Below are 24,499 nucleotides of genomic sequence, written 5' to 3' on the forward strand. Positions count from 1 at the left end.
GTTGATCGGCTGTTGGGTGCTGCTTCCCTGGGTAAAGTTCAGACGACGTCGCGCTGGGTTTCGTTCAACAACGCGATAGCGGCGGTTCCCACCTTGCGTACGGCGTCTTCGATCTGGGCCGTTGGCTTGGCAGCGTAGTTCATCCGCAGGCAGTTGCGGTACTTGCCCGATGCCGAAAAGATGCTGCCGACAGCGACCTGCACGCCTTGGTCGAGCAGGACCCGATTGAGCTTCAGCGTGTCGAAGCCTTCCGGCAATTCGACCCACAGCATGAAGCTGCCCCGCGGGCGACTGGCCCGGGTGCCCGGTGGGAAATAGCGGCTGACCCAATCGATCATCACGTCGCGATTGCGCTGGTATTGCGTACGCATCCGGCGTAAATGGGGTTCGAAATGCCCACCCTTGAGAAATTCGGCAATGGCGATCTGCGGTTGTGGCGCGGTGGAGCCGGTGCTGATGTATTTCATGTGCAGTACCCGCTCCAGATACCGGCCCGGCGCGACCCAGCCAATGCGCAGTCCTGGCGCCAGGGTCTTGGAAAAAGAACTGCAGAGCAGGACGCGGCCGTCTTCATCGAAGGACTTGATGGTGCGCGGGCGAGGGTAGGTGTAGGCCAGTTCGCCATACACATCATCTTCGATGATCGCCACGTCGAAGCGCTGTGCCAGGGTCAGCAGCGCGCGTTTATTAGCGTCGGGCATGATGTAGCCCAGCGGGTTATTGCAGCTGGGAGTCAACTGTATGGCCTTGATCGGCCATTGCTCCAACGCCAGTTCCAGGGCATCGAGGCTGATGCCGGTGAGCGGGTCGGTGGGGATTTCCAAAGCCTTCATGCCCAGGCCCTTGAGGGTTTGCATGGCCCCGTGAAAGCTGGGTGAATCCACTGCGACGATATCGCCTTGTTCGCAGGTGGCACGGATGCTGACCGACAGGGCCTCATGACAGCCAGTGGTGACGATCAAGTCGTTGGGCCCCAGCTGGCAGCCGGAGTCCAGCGACAGCCGGGCGATCTGTTCACGTAGCGCGAGGTTGCCGTAGATGTTGTCGTAATACAGGCCGGGCATGTCTTGTCGGCGGCTGATCTGCGCCAGGCTGCGCAGCAGCGGTTTCATGGTCGGCGAATGGATATCCGGCATGCCGCGTCCCAGTTGCACCACGTCCGGGCGCGGTACGGCGCGGATCAGTTCCAGCACCTGGTCCCACTGGGAAATATCCACTGGGCGCTGGGCCGGACGGCCTACCACCGGCAGGTCCGGCAGTTCGCGGCCCACGGGGACGAAATAGCCGGACTTAGGCCTTGGCATCGCCAGCCCGCTGTCTTCCAGCACGCGATAGGCCTGCTGCACCGTACTCAAGCTGACCCCATGTTCCGTGCTCAATGCCCGCACTGATGGCAGCCGGTCGCCGGGGCGGTAGAAGCCCTGTTCGATGCGGGTACCGAGCAATTCGGCGAGGTTCACGTAGAGGGTCATGGTGCGCTCCCGATGAGATGAGGCAACTGCAACCAATACAGTTGGGGTGGAAAATGGCAATTCAGTGCCGCTAATGCCTAATCTGTATGCTTATAAAAGAAATAGGTTGAATCTGTATCGCTTCAAGCCGTCCGCGCATCATGAAACCTCTGGCTACCCAAGTAAACAGGAGCGATCAAAATGAACGGCTTGAGCGATGTGCGGCTGACGTTACACAGTCAGGAACTGGCGGCAGGGCGGAAGAAAGGGCTGCGCAGCGCGACATTGCGCAATGCGCCGTCCGGCCTGAACCGCTGGGCCCTGTTCTGGCATCGTCTGCATACACGCAAGGCCTTGTTGGAACTTACACCCGAACAGTTGCGTGACATCGGGCTGAGTCGGGAGCAGGCACGGGAGGAGGGGCTCAAACCGTTCTGGCGGCTTTGAAGCAATAGGAACCCGGTGGCGAGGGAGCTTGCTCCCGCTCGGTTGCGCAGCAACCGCAAAAAGAAGGTCTGCTACGCAGCCCAGCGGGAGCAAGCTCCCTCGCCACCGGATCCAGGACTAAACCAGCTCTTTCAACCGATGCCACAACATCCCCAGCGCCAACAGCGGCGAGCGCAGGTGCTTGCCGCCGGGGAAGGTCATGTGCGGGATCTGGGCGAACAGATCGAAACCGCTGCTGTGCTGCCCGCTGATGGCCTCGGCCAATAGTTTGCCGGCCAGGTGCGTGGCATTCACCCCATGGCCGGAATAGGCCTGGGCGTAATACACATTGGGTTGGTCCTTGAGCCGACCGATCTGTGGCAAACGGTTGGCGCCGATACCAATCATCCCGCCCCATTGATAATCGATTTTCACATCCGCCAATTGCGGGAACACCTTGAGCATCTTCGGACGCATGTAGGCGCCAATATCCTGCGGGTCGCGACCGGAATAGTGACAGGCCCCGCCGAACAGCAAGCGGCGATCCGCCGAAAGCCGATAGTAATCCAGGGCCACGCGTTGATCGCAGACCGCCATGTTCTGTGGCAACAACGCCTGCGCCTGGGCCTGGCTCAAGGGTTCGGTGGCGATGATGTAGCTGCCAGCGGGCAGCACCTTGCCGCCCAGTTGCGGATTGAGTCCATTGAGGTAAGCGTTGCAGCCCAGCACCAGCGTCTTGGCGCGGACCGAGCCCTGTTGGGTGTGCACCTTCACTTCAGGACCGTAGTCGATGTGTGTGACCGCCGATTGCTCGAACAGCCTGACCCCCAGCTGTTGCGCGGCGGCGGCTTCGCCCAGGGCCAGGTTCAGCGGATGCAGATGCCCCGAGCCCATGTCGATCAACCCACCGACGTAGCGATCCGAACCCACGACGCTGCGCATTTCGTTGGCTTGCAGCAGTCGGGTCGAATGGCGATAACCCAGGCTGCGCAGTTCTTCGGCGTCTTCGGCGAAGCCCTCCAGGTCGCTGGGCTTGTTGGCGAGGTCGCAGTAACCCCAGGTGAGGTCGCACGGGATCTGGAAACGCTCGACGCGCTGTCGGACGATTTCCACGGCCTCAAGGCCCATGAGCTTCATCTGGCGCACGCCGTCGGCGCCGATGATCGGCGCAAACTGATCGAGGCCATGGCCGACGCCACGAATCAATTGGCCGCCGTTGCGCCCGCTGGCGCCCCAGCCGATCCGGTGCGCTTCCAGCAGCACCACGCTCATGCCGCGCTCGGCCAGTTCGATGGCCGTGTTCAACCCGGAGAACCCGCCGCCGACCACGCAGACATCCGCCAGCAGTTCACCCTGCAGCAGCGGATGGTCCGGTTGCGGCAGGCTGCTGGCGGCGTAATAAGAGGCGGCGTGCGCGTGGCTCGGGACAGGTTGCTGAACACGGGCGTTCATGTGCGTAATCCTGATTTTTGTGTTTGAGAAATTTTACGGAGCATAAGCTGGCGATTCCTTACTGGGCAACACCGGTCGGCTGGCGCTGTCTGGTGCGCGGCTTTTAAGGCAGAATCCTGGACCGTCTCCTTCGGTAACCGCCTCGATGAGCTGCAACAGTCAAAAAATCCGCACGCTACGCCAGCAGATTCCCTCGTTCGAGTGCGTACCGGGCTGCCATGACTGCTGTGGTCCGGTGACCACCTCGCCCGAGGAAATGGCCCGCTTGCCCCGCAAGACCCGGGCCGAACAGGACGCGGCCATGGACGCACTCGACTGCGTGCACTTGGGGCCCGACGGTTGCACCGTCTACGACGAGCGCCCGCTGATCTGCCGGCTGTTCGGCACCACGGCGACCTTGCCGTGTCCCAATGGACGGCGGCCGGTGGAATTGATTCATCCGCGGGTCGAAAAGCAGATTCATGAATACATGGCTGCTAATCGGCAGGTTCTAGTCTAATGAGATCGTTCCCATGTTTCGCGTGGGAATGCTGCCCGCTCGCGAAAGCGGTCCGGAGCCAGGCTCAATCCGGAATCGGCAGGTTCAAGCTCTCCTTCACCTCTTCCATCACGATGTAGCTCTTGGATTCACGCACATGGGGCAGCTTGAGCAGGATGTCCCCCAGCAGCTTGCGGTACGAAGCCATCTCGGAAATCCGTGCTTTCACCAGATAGTCGAAATCCCCTGACACCAAGTGACATTCCAACACGTGAGGCAGTTTCAGCACGGCGCGTCGGAACTCTTCGAACGTGTCGCCGGATTTGTAGTCGAGGCTGATCTCGACAAACACCAGCAGGCTACCCTTCAAGTGCTGCGGATTGAGCCGGGCGTTGTAGCCCATGATGATGCCCTCACGCTCCAGGCGCCGTACCCGCTCGGTGCAGGGCGTGGTGGAGAGGCCGACCTTTTCCCCCAGCTCGGTGAAGGAGATGCGCCCGTCCGCCTGGAGAATGCGCAGGATATTGCGGTCGATCTTGTCCAGCTCACGTTTGGTCTGGGTGTTGGTACGCACAGGTGATGCGCCTCCGTGAAAAGGGTTTTTGCCGAGAATTCTCGCCAAATATAGGCGTTTATATAGTGAAAAGCACTGGCTGATCTTTTTTACACTGCGACCATCAAAGCTATGTACAACAAACGTCAGCGGTTATCCGCGATGAGGGCATCAACATGCGCGTTCTGGTCTTGGGTAGCGGCGTCATCGGTACCGTCAGTGCTTATTATCTGGCCCGTGCCGGGTTTGAAGTGGTGGTGGTCGACCGTCAGCCGGCGCCTGCCATGGAAACCAGTTTCGCCAACGCCGGCCAGGTGTCGCCGGGTTATGCCTCGCCGTGGGCCGCGCCGGGCGTGCCGCTCAAGGCCATCAAGTGGCTGCTGCAGCGCCACGCGCCGCTGGCGATCAAGGCCACGGCCGATATTGACCAATACCTGTGGATGGCACAGATGCTGCGCAACTGCACCGCCAGCCGCTATGCGATCAACAAGGAGCGCATGGTGCGCCTGTCCGAGTACAGCCGTGACTGCCTCGACGAGCTGCGCGCCGAAACCGGCATTGCCTACGAGGGCCGTAGCCTGGGGACCACCCAGCTGTTCCGCACCCAGGCCCAGCTCGACGGCGCGGCAAAAGACATCGCCGTGCTGAAAGAGTCGGGTGTGCCGTTCGAAGTACTCGACCGCGAAGGCATCGCCCGGGTCGAGCCGGCCCTGGCCAATGTCACCGACATTCTGGCCGGTGCCTTGCGCCTGCCCAACGACCAGACCGGCGACTGCCAGATGTTTACCACGCGCTTGGCGGAAATGGCCGAGAAGCTCGGAGTGCAATTCCGCTTCGGCCAGGATATCCAGCGCCTGGACTTCGCCGGTGACCGCATCAACGGTGTCTGGATCGACGGCAAGCTGGAAACCGCCGACCGCTACGTCCTCGCCCTGGGCAGCTACTCGCCGCAACTGCTCAAGCCTCTCGGGATCCGTGCACCGGTGTATCCGCTCAAGGGCTACTCCCTGACCGTGCCGATCACCAACCCGGCGATGGCGCCGACTTCGACCATTCTCGACGAAACCTATAAGGTCGCGATCACCCGCTTCGACAACCGTATTCGGGTGGGCGGCATGGCGGAAATCGCCGGTTTTGACCTGTCTCTCAACCCACGTCGGCGCGAAACCCTGGAGATGATCGTCAACGACCTTTATCCTCAGGGCGGCAATCTGGCCGAGGCGAGTTTCTGGACCGGCTTGCGCCCGACCACTCCGGACGGAACGCCAATCGTGGGCGCCACGCCCTTCAAGAATCTGTTCCTGAACACCGGCCATGGCACCCTTGGATGGACCATGGCCTGTGGTTCCGGTCGCCTGTTGGCCGACCTGATGGCGAAGAAAAAGCCGCAGATCAGCGCCGAAGGCCTCGATATTTCCCGTTATGGCAGCAAACACCAGGAGTCTGCAAAACATGTCAATCCAGCGCCAGCTCACCAATGACCGCATGAGCCAGGTTGTCGTGCACAACGGCACCGTTTACCTGGCCGGACAGGTCGGCGACGACATGAACGCCGGTATTGAACAGCAGACCCGCGAAAGCCTGGCCAATATCGAGCGCTTGCTGGACCTGGCCGGAACCGACAAGAATCGTTTGCTATCGGTGACGATCTACTTGAAGGACATCGAGGCTCACTTCGAAGGCATGAACGCGGTCTGGGACAAATGGTTGCCCAAGGGCGTCGCCCCGGCCCGCGCCACGGTGGAAGCCAAGCTGTGCGAACCGGAGATCCTGGTAGAGCTGTCCGTCGTGGCCGCGTTGCCTTAAATACCGGCCCAAACGATCCCTCTCCCGGTGCTGTTGGTGGTTCATGCTGTCAGCCAGCACCGGTTTTTTATTCATGACCGCCTAGAAGCCTGCCGCCATGCGTCCTGCCCGTGCCCTGATCGATCTCCAAGCCCTGCGTCACAATTACCAATTGGCCCGCGAAGTCACGGGGGCCAAGGCCCTTGCGGTGATCAAGGCCGACGCCTACGGGCACGGCGCGGTGCGTTGCGCCGAGGCGCTGCAGGACACGGCAGACGGGTTTGCCGTGGCCTGCATCGAAGAAGCCCTGGAACTGCGGGCCGGTGGGATCCGCGGACCGATCCTGCTGCTGGAGGGTTTTTTCGAGGCCAGTGAGCTGCCGTTGATCGTCGAGCACGATTTCTGGTGCGTGGTGCATTCGTTGTGGCAGCTCGAAGCGATTGAAAAAGCCGCGCTGAGCCAGCCGATCACGGTCTGGCTCAAGCTCGATTCCGGTATGCACCGGGTCGGCCTGCATCCGGCGGATTACCAAGCGGCCTACCGTCGCCTGCTCGCCAGCGGCAAGGTGGCGAAGATTGTCTTGATGAGTCACTTCGCCCGTGCCGATGAACTGCACGATCCCAGCAGCACTGAGCAACTGGCGATATTCGACAAAGCCCGCCAGGGCCTGGTGGCGCAGATCAGCCTGCGCAACTCACCGGCCGTGCTGGGCTGGCCGCAGGTACCCAGCGACTGGGTGCGCCCGGGCATCATGCTCTACGGGGCCACGCCCTTCGACGAGCCCAACGCCGTCGCCTCGCGCCTGCAACCGGTGATGACGCTGGAGTCGAAGATCATCTGCGTGCGCGAATTGCCCGCTGGCGAACCGGTGGGCTACGGTGCCCGTTTTGTGACCACGCAACCGACCCGGGTCGGGGTGGTCGCCATGGGGTATGCCGACGGCTACCCGCGCCAGGCGCCGAACGGTACGCCGGTGCTGGTGGATGGGCAGCGCAGCCAACTGGTCGGGCGGGTGTCGATGGACATGCTGTGTGTCGACTTGACCGATGTCCCCCAGGCCGGGCTCGGCTCGACCGTGGAGTTGTGGGGCAAGAACATCCTTGCCAGCGACGTTGCCAAGGCCGCCGACACGATCCCCTATCAGATTTTCTGCAACCTGCGGCGGGTGCCACGGCTCTATTCCGGGCATTGACGTACGGCGTCGGCTACCGAAAGTCGCTTCACCGCACAGGATTCGGGTCCAAGTGTTGTAAATACTGAACGCTGTCGCCATGATAACGCTCACTTTCCTCACAACCTGATTCCCTGGAGGCTCCAGCATTGGACGTCGGTGAACGACTGCAATCCATTCGTAAACTCAAAGGCCTTTCCCAGCGTGAGCTCGCCAAGCGTGCGGGCGTCACCAACAGCACTATTTCAATGATCGAGAAGAACAGCGTCAGCCCCTCGATCAGCTCGCTGCGTAAGGTCCTTGGCGGGATTCCCATGTCCATGGTCGAGTTTTTCTCCGAAGAAATCCTTCAGGAGAAACCGACTCAGATCGTTTATAAAGCCAACGAACTGATCGACATCTCCGACGGCGCCGTGACCATGAAGCTGGTGGGCAGGGCACACCCAAGCCGGGCGATCGCCTTCCTCAACGAAATCTATCCGCCTGGCGCCGACACCGGTGAAGAAATGCTCACCCATGAGGGCGAGGAAACCGGGATCCTGGTGGAGGGGCGGCTGGAACTGGTGGTTGGTGTCGAAACCTTCGTGCTCGAAGCGGGCGACAGCTACTATTTCGAAAGCACCAAGCCCCACCGTTTTCGTAATCCGTTCGACGTGCCGGCGCGACTGATCAGCGCAGCCACGCCGGCCAATTTCTAGAAAAAGCGGCGCCGGCCCCTGCGGCAAAGGCGCCCAGGGAAGTAACCGTCATTGCAAACAAGACCCTTGCGACTTTGGGGTTGTTTCAGTGTGACGGCCTTACCGCTATACTTGCGCCCGCCTGCAAACCGTGGCCGCAGGCGTGACTAGCCACCATTGAGGGTGTACGCGTGAACCTAATTATGAAAATGCTGGCTGCACCAGCAACCGTATTGGCCCTATGGGCAGTCAGTGCCCAAGCGGCGACCACCGACGAAATCGCCAAGCGCCTCGAACCGGTTGGCCAGGTCTGCGTCCAGGGGAAAGAATGCAAAGGCATGGAAGTTGCCACTGCCGCTGGCGGCGCGGGTGGTGCCAAGAAGCCGGCTGACGTGATTGCAAAGCATTGCAACGCTTGCCACGGCACAGGCCTGCTGGGCGCGCCGAAAATCGGTGACAAGGCGGCCTGGAAAGAGCGCGCCGATCACCAGGGCGGCCTCGACGGCATCCTGGCCAAGGCCATTACCGGCGTCAATGCCATGCCGCCTAAGGGCACCTGCGCCGATTGCTCGGATGACGACCTCAAGGGCGCCATCAAAGAGATGTCCGGCCTGTAATACGCCGATATCTTGCGCAAAAAAGCCGCTTACGAGCGGCTTTTTTGTGCCCCGGGGTTTTCCAGGGCTGTTCATCGCAACCAAGACCCGGCAAGCTCGGTCCAACCCACATTCATGGAGTGTCCAGGAGGGTCCGATGGTGCAGTTGTGTTCAATCGAACAGGCGGTGGATGACGTGCTCGAGCGCCTGCCCGCGCATATTCATCTCGGCATGCCCCTGGGGCTAGGCAAACCCAACCTGTTCGCCAACGCGCTGTACCGGCGCATTGCACAACTGCCCGAGCGGCAGTTGACCATCTACACGGCCCTGAGCCTGGGCCGACCGAAATTGGGCGATGGTCTGCAGAAGCGCTTCCTCGAGCCCTTTGTCGAACGGGTCTTCGGCGACTATCCCGAACTGGATTACCTGGCCGACCTGCATCAGGACAGCCTCCCACCCAACATACGAGTCGAGCAGTTCTTCATGCAGCCGGGCAGCCTGCTGCACAGCGCCTCGGCCCAGCAGAGCTACGTCAGCAGCAACTACAGCCATGCTGCCCGGGACATCAACGCTGCCGGCTTGAACCTGGTGGCGCAGTTGGTGGCGAGCGATCCTGAGCATCCGGATCGCCTGAGCCTGAGCTGCAATCCGGACATCACCCTCGACCTGCTGCCGATGATCGCCAAGCGGCGGGCGGCCGGGGAGACCATCCTCCTGGTCGGCCAGGTGCACAACGATTTGCCCTACATGCCGGGCGACGCGGAAGTCGGCATCGACGCCTTCGACCTGTTGATCGACGAGAAGGACAGCCACACGTTGTTTTCCACGCCGAACATGCCGGTGGGCTTCCAGGACCATCTGATCGGCCTGCACGCCAGTACCCTGGTGCGCGACGGCGGGACGCTGCAGATCGGCATCGGCGCCATGGGCGATGCATTGACGGCGGCGCTGTTGGCGCGCCAGGCCGATAACGCCGGTTACCAGGCGTTGCTGGCGGACCTGAACCTTAGCCAGTGGGCGCAACTGATCGAGCGCGAAGGCGGGGTCGAGCCGTTTGCCAAAGGGCTTTACGGCTGCAGTGAAATGTTCGTCAACGGTTTGCTGGTGCTGGCCGAGGCCGGAATCGTCCGGCGCAAGGTCTATCCCGATGTTCCGACCCAGGAACGGGCCAACGCCGGTACCCTCGATGAGGCGGCGCAACCTGACGGCATTTGCATACACGGCGGATTTTTCCTCGGGCCGCGCAGTTTTTATGAGCGCCTGCGCGAGTTGCCGAAAAGCCGTCTGCTCGAATTCAACATGACGCGCATCAGTTACATCAACGAGCTGTACGGCCAGGAACAGCTCAAGCGCCTGCAGCGCCTCGACGCCCGCTTCATCAACACGGTCTTCATCATGACCCTGATGGGTGCCGGGGTGGCCGATCAGCTGGAGGACGGGCGGGTGCTAAGCGGCGTGGGCGGGCAGTACAACTTCGTTGCCCAGGGCCATGCGCTGGAGGGTGGGCGTTCGATCCTGCTGCTGCGCAGTTGGCGTGAGGCCGGGGGCGAGATCAGCTCGAATATCGTCTGGGACTACGGACATTGCACGATTCCCCGGCACTTGCGCGACATCGTGGTGACCGAATACGGCATCGCCGACCTGCGCGGCAAGACCGACGCCGCGGTGATCGAGGCGTTGCTGAACATCAGCGACTCACGCTTCCAGCCGGGGCTGATCGAGCAGGCGCAAAAAGCCGGTAAGTTGCCGAAGGATTTTCGTCTCGATCCGCGATTCGCCGACAACACTTCGGAGCGTTTGCAGGCGATCCAGGCGCGGCATCCAAACCTGTTTCCGGAGTATCCGCTGAGCTGCGATTTTGACGACGTAGAGCGAGACCTGTTGCGGGCGCTGAACTGGCTCAAGAGCAAGTTCAAGCTCACCGAGATCCTGGAGCTGGGCAAGGCCGCCCTCGATGCGCCGGAGCCCTGGGAGTTTGCCGGGCATTTGGGGCGGATGCAGCTGACCAGCCCCGAAGGGCTGAAGGAGGAGTTGTTCCAGCGGTTGTTGCTGGCGGGGCTCAAGGCTACTGCGCCTTAGCGACCCACCTAAGACCCTTGTGGGAGCGAGCTTGCTCCCACAGGAGGCACAGGGTTATTCGATGAAGGTCACAACCCCACCGGCCAACGACTTCACCCGCGCCAACGATTCAACCCGATAGCCCTGGGCATCCAATTCCGCACGGCCGCCCTGGAACGACTTCTCGATCACGATCCCCAGCCCGGCGACGGTCGCGCCAGCCTGCTTGATGATGGAGATCAGCGCCTGGGACGCTTTGCCGTTGGCCAGGAAGTCATCAATGATCAGTACCCGGTCGCTGCTCGTCAGGTGACGTGGGCTGATGGCGACGGTGCTTTCGGTTTTCTTGGTGAACGAATACACGGTGGCCGACAGCAGGTTTTCCGTCAGGGTCAGGGACTGTTGCTTGCGGGCGAAGATCACCGGTACGCCCAGGTTCAGCCCGGTCATGATCGCCGGGGCAATGCCCGAGGCTTCGATGGTGACGATCTTGGTGATGCCCGAGTCCTTGAACAACGCGGCAAATTCGTCGCCGATCAGCTTCATCAACTGTGGGTCGATCTGATGGTTCAGGAACGCGTCGACTTTCAGGACCTGATCGGAAAGCACGATGCCTTGTTCACGAATTTTCTGCTGCAGGGCTTCCATGAAGCCTCCTCTGATGACGCCTTGAGCGCCTGAAGTCGTTGAAAAAAGTAGTCGATTCTAGCGCTTTAGCATCGCGCGTATATCCGCCAGGGCGCTGTTGCCGCGAACGACTTTGACTTCCGTCGGCGTGTCGTCGTTGCCTTCCCAGGCCAGGTCGTCCGGCGGCAGCTCATCGAGAAAGCGGCTGGGGGCGCAGTCGATCACTTCGCCGTATTGCTTGCGCTTGGCGGCAAAGGTGAAGGCCAGCGTCTGGCGGGCCCGGGTAATCCCGACATAGGCCAGGCGCCGTTCTTCCTCGATGGTGTCGGCCTCGATGCTGGAGCGGTGCGGCAGGATTTCTTCTTCCATGCCCATGATGAACACGTAAGGAAATTCCAAGCCCTTGGAGGCGTGCAGCGTCATCATCTGCACACCTTCGGCGCCGTCTTCCTCTTCCTGCTGGCGTTCAAGCATGTCCCGCAGCACGAGTTTGCCGATGGCGTCCTCGACGGTCATGTCGCCGTCTTCGTCTTTTTCCAGGGTGTTCTTCAACGCCTCGATCAGGAACCAGACGTTGCTCATGCGGTAGTCGGCAGCCTTGTCGCTGGAGCTGTTGGTACGCAGCCAGTTTTCGTAGTCGATGTCCATGACCATGCTGCGCAGTGCTGAAATCGGATCTTCCCCGGCGCACTGTTCGCGAACCTTGTCCATGAAGCGCTTGAAGCGCGCCAGGCGGTCGGTGAAGCGGCTGTCCAGATGTTCGCCCAGGCCGATTTCATCGGTGGCGGCGTACATCGAGATCTTGCGCTCGGTGGCGTAGTTACCGAGTTTTTCCAAGGTGGTCGAACCGATTTCCCGGCGCGGCACGTTGATCACCCGCAGGAAGGCGTTGTCGTCGTCCGGGTTCACGATCAGGCGGAAGTAGGCCATCAGGTCCTTCACTTCCTGGCGTCCGAAAAAGCTGTTGCCCCCCGACAGGCGATAAGGAATCTGGTGATGCTGCAGTTTCAGCTCGATCAGCTTGGCCTGGTAGTTGCCGCGGTACAGGATCGCGAAGTCGCTGTACGGCCGGTCGGTGCGCAGGTGCAGGCTGAGGATTTCCATGGCCACGCGCTCGGCTTCGGCGTCTTCGTTGCGGCAACGGATCACACGGATCTCGTCGCCGTGGCCCATCTCGCTCCACAGTTGTTTTTCGAACTCGTGGGGGTTGTTGGAAATCAGCACGTTGGCACAGCGCAGGATGCGGCTGGTGGAGCGGTAGTTCTGCTCCAGCATCACCACTTTGAGCGACGGATAGTCATCCTTGAGCAGCATCAGGTTTTCCGGCCGCGCGCCGCGCCAGGCATAGATCGACTGGTCGTCGTCGCCCACCACGGTGAACTGGTTGCGTTTGCCGATCAGCAGCTTCACCAGCAGATATTGGCTGGCGTTGGTGTCCTGGTATTCGTCCACCAGCAGGTAGCGGACCTTGTTCTGCCATTTTTCGAGGATGTCGGCGTGGTCCTGGAACAGCTTGACCGGCAGCAGGATCAGGTCGTCGAAGTCCACCGCATTGAACGCCTTGAGGGTGCGCTGGTAGTGGGTGTAGACGATGGCGGCGGTCTGTTCCTTGGGATTACGGGCGTTTTCCAGGGCTTGTGGCGGCAGGATCAGGTCGTTTTTCCACGAGCCGATCATGTTCTTGATTTCGTCCACGCCGTCGTCGCCCGAGTATTCCTTCTGCATGATGTCGGTCATCAGGGCCTTGACGTCGGTCTCGTCGAAAATCGAGAAGCCCGGCTTGTAGCCCAGCCGCGCGTGTTCCTTGCGGATGATGTTCAGGCCCAGGTTGTGGAAGGTGCAGACCGTCAGGCCGCGGCCTTCGCCGGCGCGCAGCAGGCCGCCGACCCGTTCCTTCATTTCCCGGGCGGCCTTGTTGGTGAAGGTCATGGCGACGATGTACTGGGCGCGGATGCCACAATTCTGGATCAGGTGCGCGATCTTGCGGGTGATTACGCTGGTCTTGCCGGAGCCTGCACCGGCGAGCACCAAAAGAGGGCCGCCGACATAGTTCACGGCTTCTTGCTGCCGGGGATTGAGTCGGGACATGACAGAGTCAGGGAGTCGTTTGCGAAATGGGCCGGCATTTTAACAGGCTCAGCGAATTGTGCTGCTCTGTCCGACTTGTGACGCATAGCGCATTGTCATTTGCCGCTTCTGCTACTTTCACGCAGGATGTGGGGCCAATTGCGTCCAGCGCAGGGTTTGGAGTGGAAAAAAACCACCAAAACCGCGTGTTTGAGAACCATTGGCATTGGTCATTGCCCATCGGCGCGTCATAATGCCCGGCGCCTACCACCTTGCAGAGTCTAGGGAGTCAGCTTGTCAACGCCTGTCGAACCCTTGCGTTTGCTGTTATTGGCCCAAGAGCCTGCGTGGTCAGCAATATTGCGCGAGTGCCTGGCGCCCTCGGGGCCCTCGGTCGTGTTGATCAGCGCCCCGAGCTGGGAATCGGTCAGCAGCCTGTTCGAAGATAATCGCAACGCGGTGTTGTTGACCGTTACGGCGTTGCAGCCGGCGCCGGGCCGTTGCAGCCTGCCGACGATCCTGTTGCTTGAGCACGAGCCGGCGGTTGCCCCCGACGGTGTCAGCGACTGGTTGGTGCGTGATGTCCTCGACAGCGCGACCCTGCGTCGTTGCCTGCGCCATGTGCGCGAACGCGGCGTGCTGGAAAACACCTTGCAGCGCCTCGCCGAACAGGACCCATTGACGGGCATCGCCAATCGCCAGGGTTTCCAGACGCTGCTGGCGGCGCGCCTGGCGGAAAACGACGGCCGTGGCCTGGCGCTCGGTCACCTGGACCTGGACAACTTTCGTCACGCCAACGACGCCCTCGGTCACCAGGCCGGTGACCGCTTGATCCTGCAAGTGGTGTCGCGGCTCAAGAGCTCGCTCGAGGCCGGCGATCAATTGGCGCGGTTGGGCAGTGATGAATTTGCCCTGCTGATCGACACCCGCCGCGCACCACAGCGGGCCGAGTGGATGGCCGAGCGTATTACCGAAGCCTTGGCCGAACCCTATTGGGTGGACGGTGAAAGCCTGCTGATCGGCTGCAGCCTGGGCGTTGCCCATGCTCGCGCCCAGGCCGGCGCCGATCCGCTGATGTGGCACGCCCACATCGCCATGCAGCAGGCCAAGAGCACCCAGGGCTGCACCTTTCATATCTTCAACGAGCGCATCAATCGCAACGCCCGCAGCCTCGCCGACCTGGAAAGCGAACTGCGCCGGGCACTGCGCCGTGACGAGTTGGAACTGCATTACCAGCCACGGCTGAACCTCGATGGCGGCCACATTGTCGGCCTCGAAGCGTTGGTACGCTGGCGTCACGGCGAACGTGGCTTGCTGCCACCGAGTGAGTTCGTGCCGCTGGCCGAACAGAGCGGCCTGATCGTGCCGCTGGGCTACTGGGTGATTTCCCGGGCGCTGCGGGACATGCAGGCCCTGCGCGAGCGTGGGCTGGCGCCGTTGCACATGGCGGTCAACCTGTCGTTCCGACAGTTCCAGGACAGCCAGTTGCTGCCGACCCTGAGCCGGCTGATTGCCGAGCGGGGTGTCGAGGCGCAATGGCTGGAGTTCGAACTCACCGAAACCGCCGTCATGCGCCGCAGCGAACTGGTCAAGCAGACCATGGATGCCCTGGGCCGCCTGGGGGTGCGCTTCTCCCTGGACGACTTCGGCACCGGCTTCTCCTCGTTCGTGCACCTCAACAGCCTGCCGATCGCCTTGCTCAAGATCGACAAGAGCTTCGTCGGTGGCATGGAGCAGCGCGAAGAGAACCGCAAACTGGTGCACGCGATGATCAACCTGGCGCACAACCTCAATCTGGAAGTGGTGGCCGAAGGGGTGGAAACCCAGGAACAACTGGACCTGCTACGCGGCTTCGGTTGCGACCAGGTGCAGGGTTTCCTGATCAGCAAGCCGTTGCCGTTGCCGGAGTTGGTTGAGTACTTGATGTTCGAGGGTGATCAGCAGTCGATGCTGGAAATCAGCTGACACAAACCCATGTGTGTGCGGGCTTGCTCGCTCCCACAAAGGGATGGATTTCACTTGGCCTGGATGGCCTCGAAACGCTGCCGTCCGGGCTCACTGCGAATCATCCGCTTCATCTTCCATTCAAACGCCGCTGTCAGGCTCACGGCCGCGCAGGCCAGCCCCAGGGCCAGGCCCCACCAGACGCCAGTCGGCCCCCAGTTCAGGTGGAACGCCATCCACCACGCCGCCGGCGCGCCGATCAGCCAATAGCAACCCAGGCCCACCAGGAAGGTGGTCTTGGCGTCCTTGAGCCCGCGAATGCAGCCCATGGCGATGGTTTGCGTGCCATCGAACAGCTCGAACCACGCCGCCACCGCCAGCAGGCTCACAGCCAGGTTGATCACATCGCGGAACGCCGGGTCGTCGTGGTCCAGGAACAAGCCGACCAATTGATGGGGCAGCAGCCAGAACACCATGGCGAACGCCAGCATGGCGGCCGCGCCAAAGCCAATCCCGACCCGACCGGCCAGGCGTGCCATCAGCAGTTGCCCGGCACCGTAGTGCTGGCCGATGCGCATGGTGATGGCGTAGGACATCCCGGCCGGCACCATGAACGCCACCGAGACGATTTGCAGCGCGATCTGGTGGGCTGCCAACGACGTGCTGCCCATGGTGCCCATGCACAGCGCGGCGAACGCAAACAGCCCGACCTCCACCGCATAGGTGCCGCCAATCGGCAGGCCCAGGCGCCACAGTTCCTTGAGGTACTGGCGATTGGGCCGCGACAGGCCTTCGAGCAACGGATAGGCGCGGTAGGCCGGGTGCCGATGGATATGCCAGGCCAGCGCCAGGGCCATGCAGTTGGCAACGATGGCCGTGACCAGGCCGATCCCCATCAGGCCGAGTTTCGGCAGGCCGAACATTCCGGTGATGAGCGCGTAGTTGAGCAGGAAGTTGGCCACGGTGCCGCCGAGGCTGATCACCATGACCGGTGTGGCCCGGCCAATGGCGCTGGTGAAACCGCGCAGGGCCATGAAGCTCAAGTAGCCGGGCAGGGCGAACGGCAGCGCCAGCAGGAACTGTCCGGCGGACAGCACGTTGGTTTCGGTCTGGCCGAACATCAGCAGCACTGGCTTGAGATTCCACAACAGCAACCCGGCCATCAGCGCCATCAGCCAGGCCAGCCATAACCCGGCCTGGGTCAACCGGGTGGCGCCTTCGACATCGCCTGCGCCCTGGCGGATCGCGACCAGCGTGCCCACCGCAGCGATCACGCCGATGCAGAAGATCGACACGAACGAATAGGTGGCCGCCCCAAGCCCACCGCCGGCCAAGGCTTCGGGGCTCAGGCGCGCCATCATCACGGTGTCGGTGAGCACCATCAACATGTGCGCCAACTGCGAGGCAATCAACGGCCCCGCCAGCCGCAGGAGGGCCCAGAGTTCGGTACGCACCGGATGCCGCATGATCATCACGCTCCATGTTCAAACAAGGCAGTAAAGCAACGATTCTCGGCGCTCTCGGCGGATTGCACAAAGGGATAAAAAAGATCGCTGGCATGATTAAAACTCATGCTGGACGCGTTTCTGGTAGGGTTTGCAAACAACGACCATGGAGCTTTTGCGATGTCTCGTCGTCTTCCTCCTCTTTATGCGCTGCGGGCATTCGAAGCCGCGGCGCGCTACAGCTCGTTCACTCGCGCCGCTGAAGAGCTGTCGATCACCCAGAGCGCCGTCAGCCGGCACATTCGCACGCTGGAAGATCACTTTGCCTGTCGGCTGTTCCTGCGCAGCGGCCGTAACCTGCAATTGACCGAGGCCGCACGGTTACTGTTGCCGGGCGTACGTGAGGGTTTCATGGCGCTGGAGCGGGCTTGCCATACCTTGCATGGTGAGGATGGCATCCTGCGCATGAAGGCGCCTTCCACGCTGACCATGCGGTGGTTGTTGGCGCGCTTGAGTCGCTTCCGGCATTTGCAGCCCGGCAACGAGGTGCAACTGACCAGTGCCTGGATGGACGTCGACTCGGTGGACTTCAACGTCGAGCCCTTCGATTGCGCCGTACTACTGGGCAACGGGCATTTTCCGGCAGACTGGGAGGCCAGTTTGCTGTTTCCCGAGGAATTGATCCCGGTGGGCGCGCCGAACCTGTTGAACGACCAGCCCTGGGATGTGGCGCGGTTGGCCAGCGCTGAATTGCTGCACCCCACGCCGGATCGCCGGGACTGGCGCAATTGGCTGCAACGCATGGGGCTGTCCGACAAGGTCTCGCTCAAAGGGGGGCAGGTGTTCGATACCCTGGAGCTGGGCATGATCGCAGCAGCACGCGGCTATGGGGTCTCCATGGGCGATCTGCTGATGGTGGCTGAAGACGTCGCCCAGGGGCGCCTGAGCCTGCCATGGCCGACGGCTGTCGCCAGCGGTGAACACTATTACCTGGTCTGGCCGAAAACCCGGCCGGGAGGTGAACGTTTGCGCCGGCTCAGCGACTTTCTCCAAGGTGAGGTGAAGGCCATGCAATTACCTGATGTGCAGCGTCTGGGCTGAAACGTTGCAGTTGGCGTGCTAGCCACTTGATATTAATCCTTCCAAGCCGCTCAAGTATTTGGCTTTGCCGCCGAATCCGTGAAGATGGAACCTTCGTTCAGAAAGGCCAACTTACACCCCACCCCGAATAAAATGCCGAGCGTGCGAGCGTGATCAGGATGATCCGGTCTCTCGGCCAGGAGCCGTCATGTCTCAACCCCGTGCCCGGATCGCCTCACAGCTAGGCCTTGCCCTCGCTGTGATATTGGCGGTCGTGATCTCCGGCAGTACTGTCTTCGCCTTGCGTTCGCTGGACGCTGCCAACCTCGCCACCCGTGAAGAACACCTGGCCAGCGAAGCGCGCCTGATGGCCGATCAGCTCAATACGTTCCACGGTACCTTGCGCGAGAGTACCCAGCGCTTGGCCGGCCTGTTCGAAAAGCGCTTCAGCGCGGGCCTGAGCGTGCATCCAGACCAGCCGGTGACAGTGGCGGGCGTGCAAACCCCAGGCTTGAACCTGGGTAGCGAAGTGTTGAACAACAACTTCAAGGAAGTGGACGACTTCAAAGCGATGACAGCCGGGGTCGCCACGGTATTCGTGCGCAGCGGCGACGATTTCATCCGCGTCAGTACTTCCGTCAGCAAACAGGACGGTACGCGGGCCATCGGCACTGTGCTCGACCGCGCCGGTCCCGCCTACGGCCCGGTGATCAGCGGGCAGAGCTACATTGGTCGGGCCCTGCTTTTCGGGCGCTTCTACATGTCGCAGTACACGCCGGTACGCGACAGCAGCGGCAAGATCATTGCCGTGTTGTACGTAGGCTTCGACTACACCGATGCGCAGAACGCGCAGTTCGAGAACCTCAAGCGCTTCCGTATCGGCCAGACCGGTTCCCTGGCGCTGCTGGACGAACAAAACAAATGGCTGGTACCGCCGGCCGGCGTGCAGGCGCTGGACAACGCTACCGCAATCATCACGGGCCTGATCAAAAAGCCGGGCAAAGGCGCGTTCTGGACCGATACCGCCGAAGATTTCTACAGCGTTGCCGTACCGTTCGAAGGTGGGCCGTGGGCGGTGGTGGCGAGCATGCCCAAAACCGAGATTCGTGCCGTGACCTGGAGCGTCGGTACGCAACTGGCCATTGGCAGCCTGCTGGCGATGTTGTTGGCGGTCGGCTCGGCGATGTGGTTGCTGCGCAGCAAACTGGCGCCGCTGGGGGACCTGGTGCGCCAGGCCGAAGCCTTGGGCGCCGGTGACCTGAGCGTGCGCCTGAACGTGTCGAGCCATGATGAGATCGGGCAGTTGGCCCGTGCCTTCAACCAGATGAGCCAGGCCTTGTCGACCATGGTCGAGCACATCCGCAAGGCCTCCCAGGAGGTCAACAGCCGTGCCCAGGCGCTGTCCGGGTTGTCCAGCGGGGCGTATGAAGGCATGGAACAGCAATCCGGCGAAATCACCAGCATGGCCGGCGCGGTGGAAGAGTTCAGTGCGACCTCATTGAACATTGCCGACAACATGGGCAACACCGAGCGCCTGGCCCAGGAAAACGCCCAGCAAACCCGCATTGGCCGAACCTCGATGGACGAAGCGTCGTCGTCCCTGGAGCAAATTGCCGGTGCGCTGAACAGCACGGCCACGGTCATCAATACCTTGGGCCAGCGCTCCCAGGAAATCGGCGGCATCGTGGGTGTGATCACCTCGATCGCCGAGCAGACCAACCTGCTGGCCTTGAACGCCGCCATCGAAGCCGCCCGCGCAGGCGAGCAGGGCCGTGGTTTCGCCGTGGTGGCCGATGAAGTCCGCAGCCTGGCTTCCCGTACTCGCCAGGCTACTGACGAAATTTCCAGCATGATCAATAGCATCCAGCAGGAAACCGGCAATGCCATCAGCACGATGGAGCAGGGCAACCTGTTGATGCAGGAAGGCCTGTCGCGCAACGCCAACGTGGCCACGGCCCTGGCCCGAATCGATGAGCAGAGCCGTTCGGCGGGCCAGCAGTTTGCGGCGATCACCACCGCCACCCAGGAACAAAGCAGCACTGCGACCCTGCTCAGCAGTAACCTGCAAAGCATCGCCATGGCCAACAGCGAACAGCGCGAAGTGGTCTCGAACCTGGCACTCACCGCCAAGGAACTGGAGAAACTGGCCCAGGACCTGCGCCAAGAGGTTGATCGGTTCCGCTGAAGCCTCCCGTCATGAGCAAGCTCACCCATACCCCTGTGGGAGCGAGCTTGCTCGCGATGACGGCCGCCCGGCCAACATCATCTCAATCTGACCCACCGCCTTCGCGAGCAGGCTCGCTCCCACAAAAGCTGCCATCTGGTGGTCGTGCCTTTTTTAGGAATATTGCTGTTTTTAAGCTTGCTGAAACGTTTCTTCAAGTCTATAAAAACCGCACAACTCCAATAAAAGGTCGTGACCATGACTCCGCTCAAACTCCTCATCACCCTTGGCGCCTTGGGCGCTGCCTCCCATGCGATGGCTTGGGACTACGTCCTGCTGGATACGGATAAAGCCGCTCAACCCTGGCAAATCACCAGCCAGCAACTCGGTGTGAAAACCGGCAAGCCCTTTTCCGTGACGATGCGCACCCTGCACGGCGGCCGGCAGGAAGGCGTCAGCATTGTCGACATCGACAATGGCACCCTGAAGCTTTCAGTCGTCCCGACCCGTGGCATGAACGTGCTGCAGGCTTCGGTCGGGAATGTGCGCATGGGTTGGGATTCGCCCGTCAAGGAAGTGGTCAACCCGGCGTTCATCGAACTCAACGGTCGAGGCGGGCTGGGCTGGCTCGAAGGGTTCAACGAGCTGGTCACCCGTTGCGGCTACGAGTGGGTCGGCCATCCCGGCATGGACAATGGTGAGCTGCTGACCCTGCATGGTCGCGCCGCTAATATTCCTGCCAACAAAGTCACGTTGCACATTGATGAAAAACCGCCTTACGCCATCACCCTGCGGGGCGAGTTGAAGGAGCAGGCGTTCAAGAAGGTCGACTTTTCGGTACAGACCGAGCTGGTCACCGAGCCCGGCAGTGTGACGTTCGCGCTCAGCGACACACTGACCAACAACGGCGATTACCCGAAGGAATACCAAGCGCTCTACCACAGCAATTTCAGCACGCCTTTCCTGGAGCAGGGCGCTCGTTTCGCGGCACCGGTCAAGCAGGTCTCGCCGTTCAACGACAAGGCCAAGGGCGATTTGCCGGATTGGCAAACCTACCGAGCCCCGACCAAGGATTATGACGAAACCGTCTATAACGTCGTGCCCTACGCTGACGCCAAGGGCGACACCCTCACCGTGCTGCACAACAAGGCCGGCAGCCTCGGTGTGTCGGTAGGCTTCAACACCGGTACGCTGCCCGTGTTCTCCCTGTGGAAAAATACCGATACCCAAGGCCAGGGCTACGTGACCGGGTTGGAACCGGGCACCAGTTTTTCCTATAACCGCCGGTATCAGCGGCCACTGGGCCTGGTGCCCACGATCAGGCCGAAAGAGCACAGGCAGTTCCAGATCCACTACAGCCTGTTGGCGGACAAGGGCGCTGTGGATAAGGCGCTCAAGCGCATCGATGCGATCCAGAACGGTCAAAAGACCGAAGTGCGCGATACGCCGCTGGTGGACCTGACCAAGCCGTGATCAGGGTGTAGCAGGCCGATACTGCAACGCTTCGGCCAGATGCTCGCGGCGGATGCTTGCCGCTTGTTCCAGGTCGGCCAATGTCCGTGCGACCTTGAGCAGGCGGTGGGCGGCACGCAGCGACAAGGTCAGCCGCTCGCAGGCGGTTTCCAGCCAGGTTTCGTCGGCTGTGGATAACTTGCAATGCCGACGCAGGCCCGGCAGATCCAGGAAGGCATTGGCGCAGCCCTGGCGTCGCTGTTGGCGTTCCCGGGCCTCGGCCACTCGTTCGGCGACAGTGGCCGTGTCCTCGCCCGTTGTGCTCTTCGGGTTAAGTGCGGTGGCTTCCCGGGCCACGGTCAAGTGCAGGTCGATACGGTCCAGCAACGGACCGGACAACTTGTTGCGGTAGCGCTGCACCATGTCCGGTGAGCAGGAGCAACGACCGCTGGGTTCGCCAAGATATCCACAGGGGCAGGGGTTCATCGCCGCCACCAGTTGGAAGCGTGCCGGGAACCGTACTCGATCGCGGGCGCGGGACACCACGATGTGCCCTGACTCCAGCGGTTCCCTCAAGACTTCCAGCACCTTGCGGTCGAACTCCGGCAGCTCGTCGAGAAACAGCACGCCATGGTGGGCGAGGGTTATTTCCCCGGGTTGCGGTTTCGACCCGCCACCCACCAGCGCTGGGCCGGAAGCCGAGTGATGGGGCTGGCGAAACGGCCGCTGCGGCCAATGGCTCAGCGGCACGCAACTGGCAACCGACTGAATCGCCGCGACCTCAAGGGCCTCGCTCTCGGCCAGGGGCGGCAGCAGCCCGGGCAGACGGCTCGCCAGCAAGGTCTTGCCAGTGCCTGGTGGTCCGCTGAACAACAGGTTATGGGCCCCCGCGGCAGCGATCAGCAGGGCACGCTTGGCCCCGGCCTGGCCTTGTACTTCATTCAGGTCGGGGTAGGGCTTGCTGGCCGAGAGCAGCCCATTGGAAACGAAAGGCTCGACCGGTGTGTGCCCATTGAAGTGGGCCACTGCTTCGAGCAGATGATCCACGGCGATCACCTTCAGGCCCGACGCGAGGCAGGCTTCCTCGGCGTTGGCCCGTGGCACCACCAGCATGCGTCCGGCCTTGCGAGCCGCCAGCGCCGCTGGCAGTACCCCGCGCACCGGGCGCACCGCGCCGGACAAGGCCAACTCACCGAGACACTCGACGTCGTCCAGCGTCAGGGTTGGCACCTGCACACTGGCCGACAGGATGCCCAGGGCAATCGCCAGGTCGAACCGCCCGCCGTCCTTGGGCAGATCCGCCGGCGCCAGGTTCAGGGTGATGCGCCGCGCAGGGAAGCTCAGGCCCGAATTGATGATCGCGCTGCGCACCCGGTCCTTGCTTTCCTTCACCGCCGCCTCCGGCAGGCCAACCATCGTCAGTGACGGCAAGCCATTGGCCAGGTGGACTTCAACGGTAACGGCAGGCGCCTCGACCCCTACTTGGGCGCGGCTGTGGACGATGGCAAGCGACATGAATCATTCCTTGAGTGAATAGGGCGCCGCGTCCTGCGGCTCTGGAAGGTTAGTCGTGGGGATGAGCTTGGGCGCGGCAATTGAAGGGGGAAAATTTGGCAGGATGTTTCGACAGCGAGTGACGGCCGAGGGCGACAAGCGAGGTGCGGTAGCGCATATCACCGTCTCGCCTGTCCACGCAAAATGCCCGGGAAGGGCCCTCTGCTAGACTCCGATTTGCCCAGTCGGCACTTGGCGGTATCAACGGCACAACGAGGAAGTGGCCATGAACGATTTGCTGGCTCTGTTAACCGACAAGCGCTTCATGCCCCACGGGCATTGCTACATGTGGCGTCCGGATCTGCTGTGGACGAATGTGATCGCCGATAGCTTGATCGCCCTGTCCTACGTCACCATCCCCTTCACGCTCCTGTACTTTATCCACAAGCGCAAGGACGTGCCGTTCGACTGGATGCTCGCGGCCTTTGGCGTGTTCATCCTGGCCTGCGGGACCAGCCATGTGATGGAGATCCTGACCATCTGGCAGCCTTATTACTGGTTGATGGCGCTGGTCAAGGTCATCACTGCGATTGCCTCGGTGATTACCGCCATCCTGCTGGTCCGGCTGGTACCGGCGGCCCTGAAGATCCCCAGCCCGCAGCAATTGGCCAAGGTCAACGACGAGTTGCGCGAGGCCCAGGCCGAACTGGTCACCACCGCCCGCCGCGCCGGCATGGCGGAGATCGCCACCAATGTGCTGCACAACGTTGGCAATGTGCTCAACAGCGTCAATGTGTCAGCCCAGGTCCTGTACGAGAAGGTGCACACCTCCAAGGGGCCAGGGGTGGCCAAGGTTGCCCAGCTGATGAAGGAGCATCCCGATGACCTCGGTGACTTCATCAGCAGCGACCCGAAAGGTCGCGCGCTACCGGACTATCTCGACAAGCTGGCCGACGCGCTGGCCGTCGAGCAGCAGGGCATGATCGCCGAGTTGGCGCAGTTGACCCGCCGCATCGACCACATCAAGGAAATCGTCGCCACCCAGCAATCCTACGCCGGCAACGCCAGCGTGCTGGAGCCGGGCTCGTTGCGTGAGCTGGTCGAGGATGTCGTGCGCATTTGCGATGTGTCCCTGGCCCGCCACCACATCACGCTGATCAAGGAGTTCAGCGATATACCGCAAATGCCACTGGACAAGCACCGCGTGCTGCAGATCCTGGTGAATCTGATCAACAACGCCAAGCAGGCGCTGGACGCCGGTGTGAACCGGCCACCGCAGATCATCCTGCGCCTGAAGGTCGTTGACGATAGGCGCGTGTGGGTCGAGGTCCAGGACAATGGCGAGGGGATTGCGCAGGACAATCTTGCGCGGGTGTTCGAGCACGGCTTCACCACGCGTGTCGACGGTCACGGCTTTGGTTTGCACAGCTGCATTCTGGCGGCGCACGAGATGGGCGGCGATCTGACGGCGCAGAGCGCGGGGCCGGGCCAGGGCGCGCTCTTTATCCTGGAGCTGCCGCTGGCACTGACCCCGGAGCCGTTTCAACACGCTGCGAGTGGTTGAGTGGCCCGCAGGGG

The 24,499-nt window shown here is 61.9% G+C and carries 20 protein-coding genes and 1 pseudogene; 14 read left to right on the plus strand and 7 right to left on the minus strand.

The features are described from left to right. Nucleotides 1–38: 38 nt before the first annotated feature. On the minus strand, nucleotides 39–1,472 hold the full coding sequence (locus tag BLT00_RS07220; protein WP_092148282.1) for an aminotransferase-like domain-containing protein: 1,434 nt from the start codon (nucleotides 1,470–1,472) through the stop codon (nucleotides 39–41). Nucleotides 1,473–1,652: 180 nt separating this feature from the next. On the opposite strand from BLT00_RS07220, the gene BLT00_RS07225 reads away from it, so the two are divergent. Then, nucleotides 1,653–1,898: a DUF1127 domain-containing protein gene (locus BLT00_RS07225; protein WP_063323812.1), complete on the plus strand. Its 246-nt coding sequence runs from the start codon at nucleotides 1,653–1,655 to the stop codon at nucleotides 1,896–1,898. Between the two features lie 117 nt (nucleotides 1,899–2,015). Here BLT00_RS07225 and BLT00_RS07230 read toward each other — a convergent pair whose 3' ends face one another. Further along, nucleotides 2,016–3,329: an NAD(P)/FAD-dependent oxidoreductase gene (locus tag BLT00_RS07230; RefSeq protein WP_092148279.1), complete on the minus strand. Its 1,314-nt coding sequence runs from the start codon at nucleotides 3,327–3,329 to the stop codon at nucleotides 2,016–2,018. A 145-nt stretch (nucleotides 3,330–3,474) separates the two neighbouring features. Between BLT00_RS07230 and BLT00_RS07235 the strand changes: the two genes are divergently transcribed. Beyond that, the gene (locus BLT00_RS07235; RefSeq protein ID WP_063323814.1) at nucleotides 3,475–3,828 is read left to right on the plus strand and encodes a YkgJ family cysteine cluster protein; all 354 of its coding nucleotides are present in this window, start codon (nucleotides 3,475–3,477) and stop codon (nucleotides 3,826–3,828) included. A 64-nt stretch (nucleotides 3,829–3,892) separates the two neighbouring features. On the opposite strand, the gene BLT00_RS07240 is transcribed toward BLT00_RS07235, so the two are convergent. Continuing rightward, complete coding sequence (locus BLT00_RS07240; RefSeq protein ID WP_003206849.1) at nucleotides 3,893–4,381, minus strand: Lrp/AsnC ligand binding domain-containing protein; 489 nt, start codon at nucleotides 4,379–4,381, stop codon at nucleotides 3,893–3,895. Nucleotides 4,382–4,536: 155 nt separating this feature from the next. Here BLT00_RS07240 and dadA point away from each other — a divergent pair, with 155 nt between their 5' ends. The 6 genes from dadA to BLT00_RS07270 all read left to right on the plus strand — a co-directional run bounded on the left by dadA (nucleotide 4,537) and on the right by BLT00_RS07270 (nucleotide 10,669). Next, on the plus strand, nucleotides 4,537–5,841 hold the full coding sequence (gene dadA / locus BLT00_RS07245; protein ID WP_092148276.1) for a D-amino acid dehydrogenase: 1,305 nt from the start codon (nucleotides 4,537–4,539) through the stop codon (nucleotides 5,839–5,841). Beyond that, on the plus strand, nucleotides 5,813–6,166 hold the full coding sequence (locus BLT00_RS07250) for a RidA family protein (RefSeq protein WP_003206844.1): 354 nt from the start codon (nucleotides 5,813–5,815) through the stop codon (nucleotides 6,164–6,166). The genes dadA and BLT00_RS07250 overlap by 29 nt, the downstream gene beginning before the upstream one ends. A 97-nt stretch (nucleotides 6,167–6,263) precedes the next feature. Continuing rightward, nucleotides 6,264–7,337, plus strand: a complete 1,074-nt coding sequence (alr, locus tag BLT00_RS07255) for an alanine racemase (RefSeq protein ID WP_092148273.1) — start codon at nucleotides 6,264–6,266, stop codon at nucleotides 7,335–7,337. Nucleotides 7,338–7,465: 128 nt separating this feature from the next. Continuing rightward, complete coding sequence (locus BLT00_RS07260) at nucleotides 7,466–8,014, plus strand: cupin domain-containing protein (protein ID WP_003206841.1); 549 nt, start codon at nucleotides 7,466–7,468, stop codon at nucleotides 8,012–8,014. 182 nt (nucleotides 8,015–8,196) lie between these two features. Continuing rightward, the gene (locus BLT00_RS07265) at nucleotides 8,197–8,610 is read left to right on the plus strand and encodes a c-type cytochrome (protein WP_063323817.1); all 414 of its coding nucleotides are present in this window, start codon (nucleotides 8,197–8,199) and stop codon (nucleotides 8,608–8,610) included. Nucleotides 8,611–8,746: 136 nt separating this feature from the next. Further along, entirely contained in the window at nucleotides 8,747–10,669 is a 1,923-nt protein-coding gene (locus tag BLT00_RS07270; RefSeq protein ID WP_092148270.1) for an acetyl-CoA hydrolase/transferase C-terminal domain-containing protein, read from the plus strand. A 54-nt stretch (nucleotides 10,670–10,723) separates the two neighbouring features. Here the strand turns inward: BLT00_RS07270 and BLT00_RS07275 are convergent, their stop codons facing one another. Together BLT00_RS07275 and rep are read right to left on the minus strand one after the other, a co-directional pair. Next, the gene (locus BLT00_RS07275) at nucleotides 10,724–11,296 is read right to left on the minus strand and encodes a xanthine phosphoribosyltransferase (RefSeq protein ID WP_092148267.1); all 573 of its coding nucleotides are present in this window, start codon (nucleotides 11,294–11,296) and stop codon (nucleotides 10,724–10,726) included. Nucleotides 11,297–11,353: 57 nt separating this feature from the next. Next, nucleotides 11,354–13,363: a DNA helicase Rep gene (gene rep / locus BLT00_RS07280; RefSeq protein WP_092148264.1), complete on the minus strand. Its 2,010-nt coding sequence runs from the start codon at nucleotides 13,361–13,363 to the stop codon at nucleotides 11,354–11,356. Between the two features lie 273 nt (nucleotides 13,364–13,636). Here rep and BLT00_RS07285 point away from each other — a divergent pair, with 273 nt between their 5' ends. Then, nucleotides 13,637–15,307, plus strand: coding sequence for a putative bifunctional diguanylate cyclase/phosphodiesterase (locus BLT00_RS07285; RefSeq protein WP_092148261.1), 1,671 nt, complete (start codon nucleotides 13,637–13,639; stop codon nucleotides 15,305–15,307). A gap of 50 nt (nucleotides 15,308–15,357) precedes the next feature. Here the strand turns inward: BLT00_RS07285 and BLT00_RS07290 are convergent, their stop codons facing one another. Continuing rightward, nucleotides 15,358–16,752 carry a NorM family multidrug efflux MATE transporter gene (locus BLT00_RS07290; RefSeq protein WP_063325198.1) on the minus strand — a complete coding sequence of 465 codons (1,395 nt, stop codon included), beginning with the start codon at nucleotides 16,750–16,752 and terminating at the stop codon, nucleotides 15,358–15,360. 159 nt (nucleotides 16,753–16,911) lie between these two features. Between BLT00_RS07290 and BLT00_RS07295 the strand changes: the two genes are divergently transcribed. The 4 genes and pseudogenes from BLT00_RS07295 (at nucleotide 16,912) to BLT00_RS07305 (ending at nucleotide 21,448) form a co-directional block, all read left to right on the plus strand. Next, on the plus strand, nucleotides 16,912–17,832 hold the full coding sequence (locus BLT00_RS07295) for a LysR substrate-binding domain-containing protein (protein ID WP_063323822.1): 921 nt from the start codon (nucleotides 16,912–16,914) through the stop codon (nucleotides 17,830–17,832). Nucleotides 17,833–18,178: 346 nt separating this feature from the next. Then, nucleotides 18,179–19,093 (plus strand): annotated as a pseudogene (locus BLT00_RS32460) (Cache 3/Cache 2 fusion domain-containing protein); the annotation flags it as partial. 180 nt (nucleotides 19,094–19,273) lie between these two features. Continuing rightward, nucleotides 19,274–19,996 (plus strand): methyl-accepting chemotaxis protein, encoded by a 723-nt coding sequence (locus BLT00_RS32465; protein ID WP_371856170.1) that lies wholly within the window; start codon nucleotides 19,274–19,276, stop codon nucleotides 19,994–19,996. A 237-nt stretch (nucleotides 19,997–20,233) separates the two neighbouring features. Continuing rightward, nucleotides 20,234–21,448: an aldose 1-epimerase family protein gene (locus BLT00_RS07305; protein ID WP_092148255.1), complete on the plus strand. Its 1,215-nt coding sequence runs from the start codon at nucleotides 20,234–20,236 to the stop codon at nucleotides 21,446–21,448. Here BLT00_RS07305 and BLT00_RS07310 read toward each other — a convergent pair whose 3' ends face one another. Next, nucleotides 21,449–22,942 carry a YifB family Mg chelatase-like AAA ATPase gene (locus tag BLT00_RS07310; protein WP_063323825.1) on the minus strand — a complete coding sequence of 498 codons (1,494 nt, stop codon included), beginning with the start codon at nucleotides 22,940–22,942 and terminating at the stop codon, nucleotides 21,449–21,451. It lies immediately after the preceding gene. A gap of 265 nt (nucleotides 22,943–23,207) precedes the next feature. Here BLT00_RS07310 and BLT00_RS07315 point away from each other — a divergent pair, with 265 nt between their 5' ends. After that, nucleotides 23,208–24,485, plus strand: coding sequence for a sensor histidine kinase (locus tag BLT00_RS07315; RefSeq protein WP_092148252.1), 1,278 nt, complete (start codon nucleotides 23,208–23,210; stop codon nucleotides 24,483–24,485). Nucleotides 24,486–24,499 lie beyond the last annotated feature (14 nt).

It is taken from the genome of Pseudomonas sp. NFACC51 (assembly GCF_900103575.1).
Classification (GTDB): domain Bacteria; phylum Pseudomonadota; class Gammaproteobacteria; order Pseudomonadales; family Pseudomonadaceae; genus Aquipseudomonas; species Aquipseudomonas fluorescens_Q.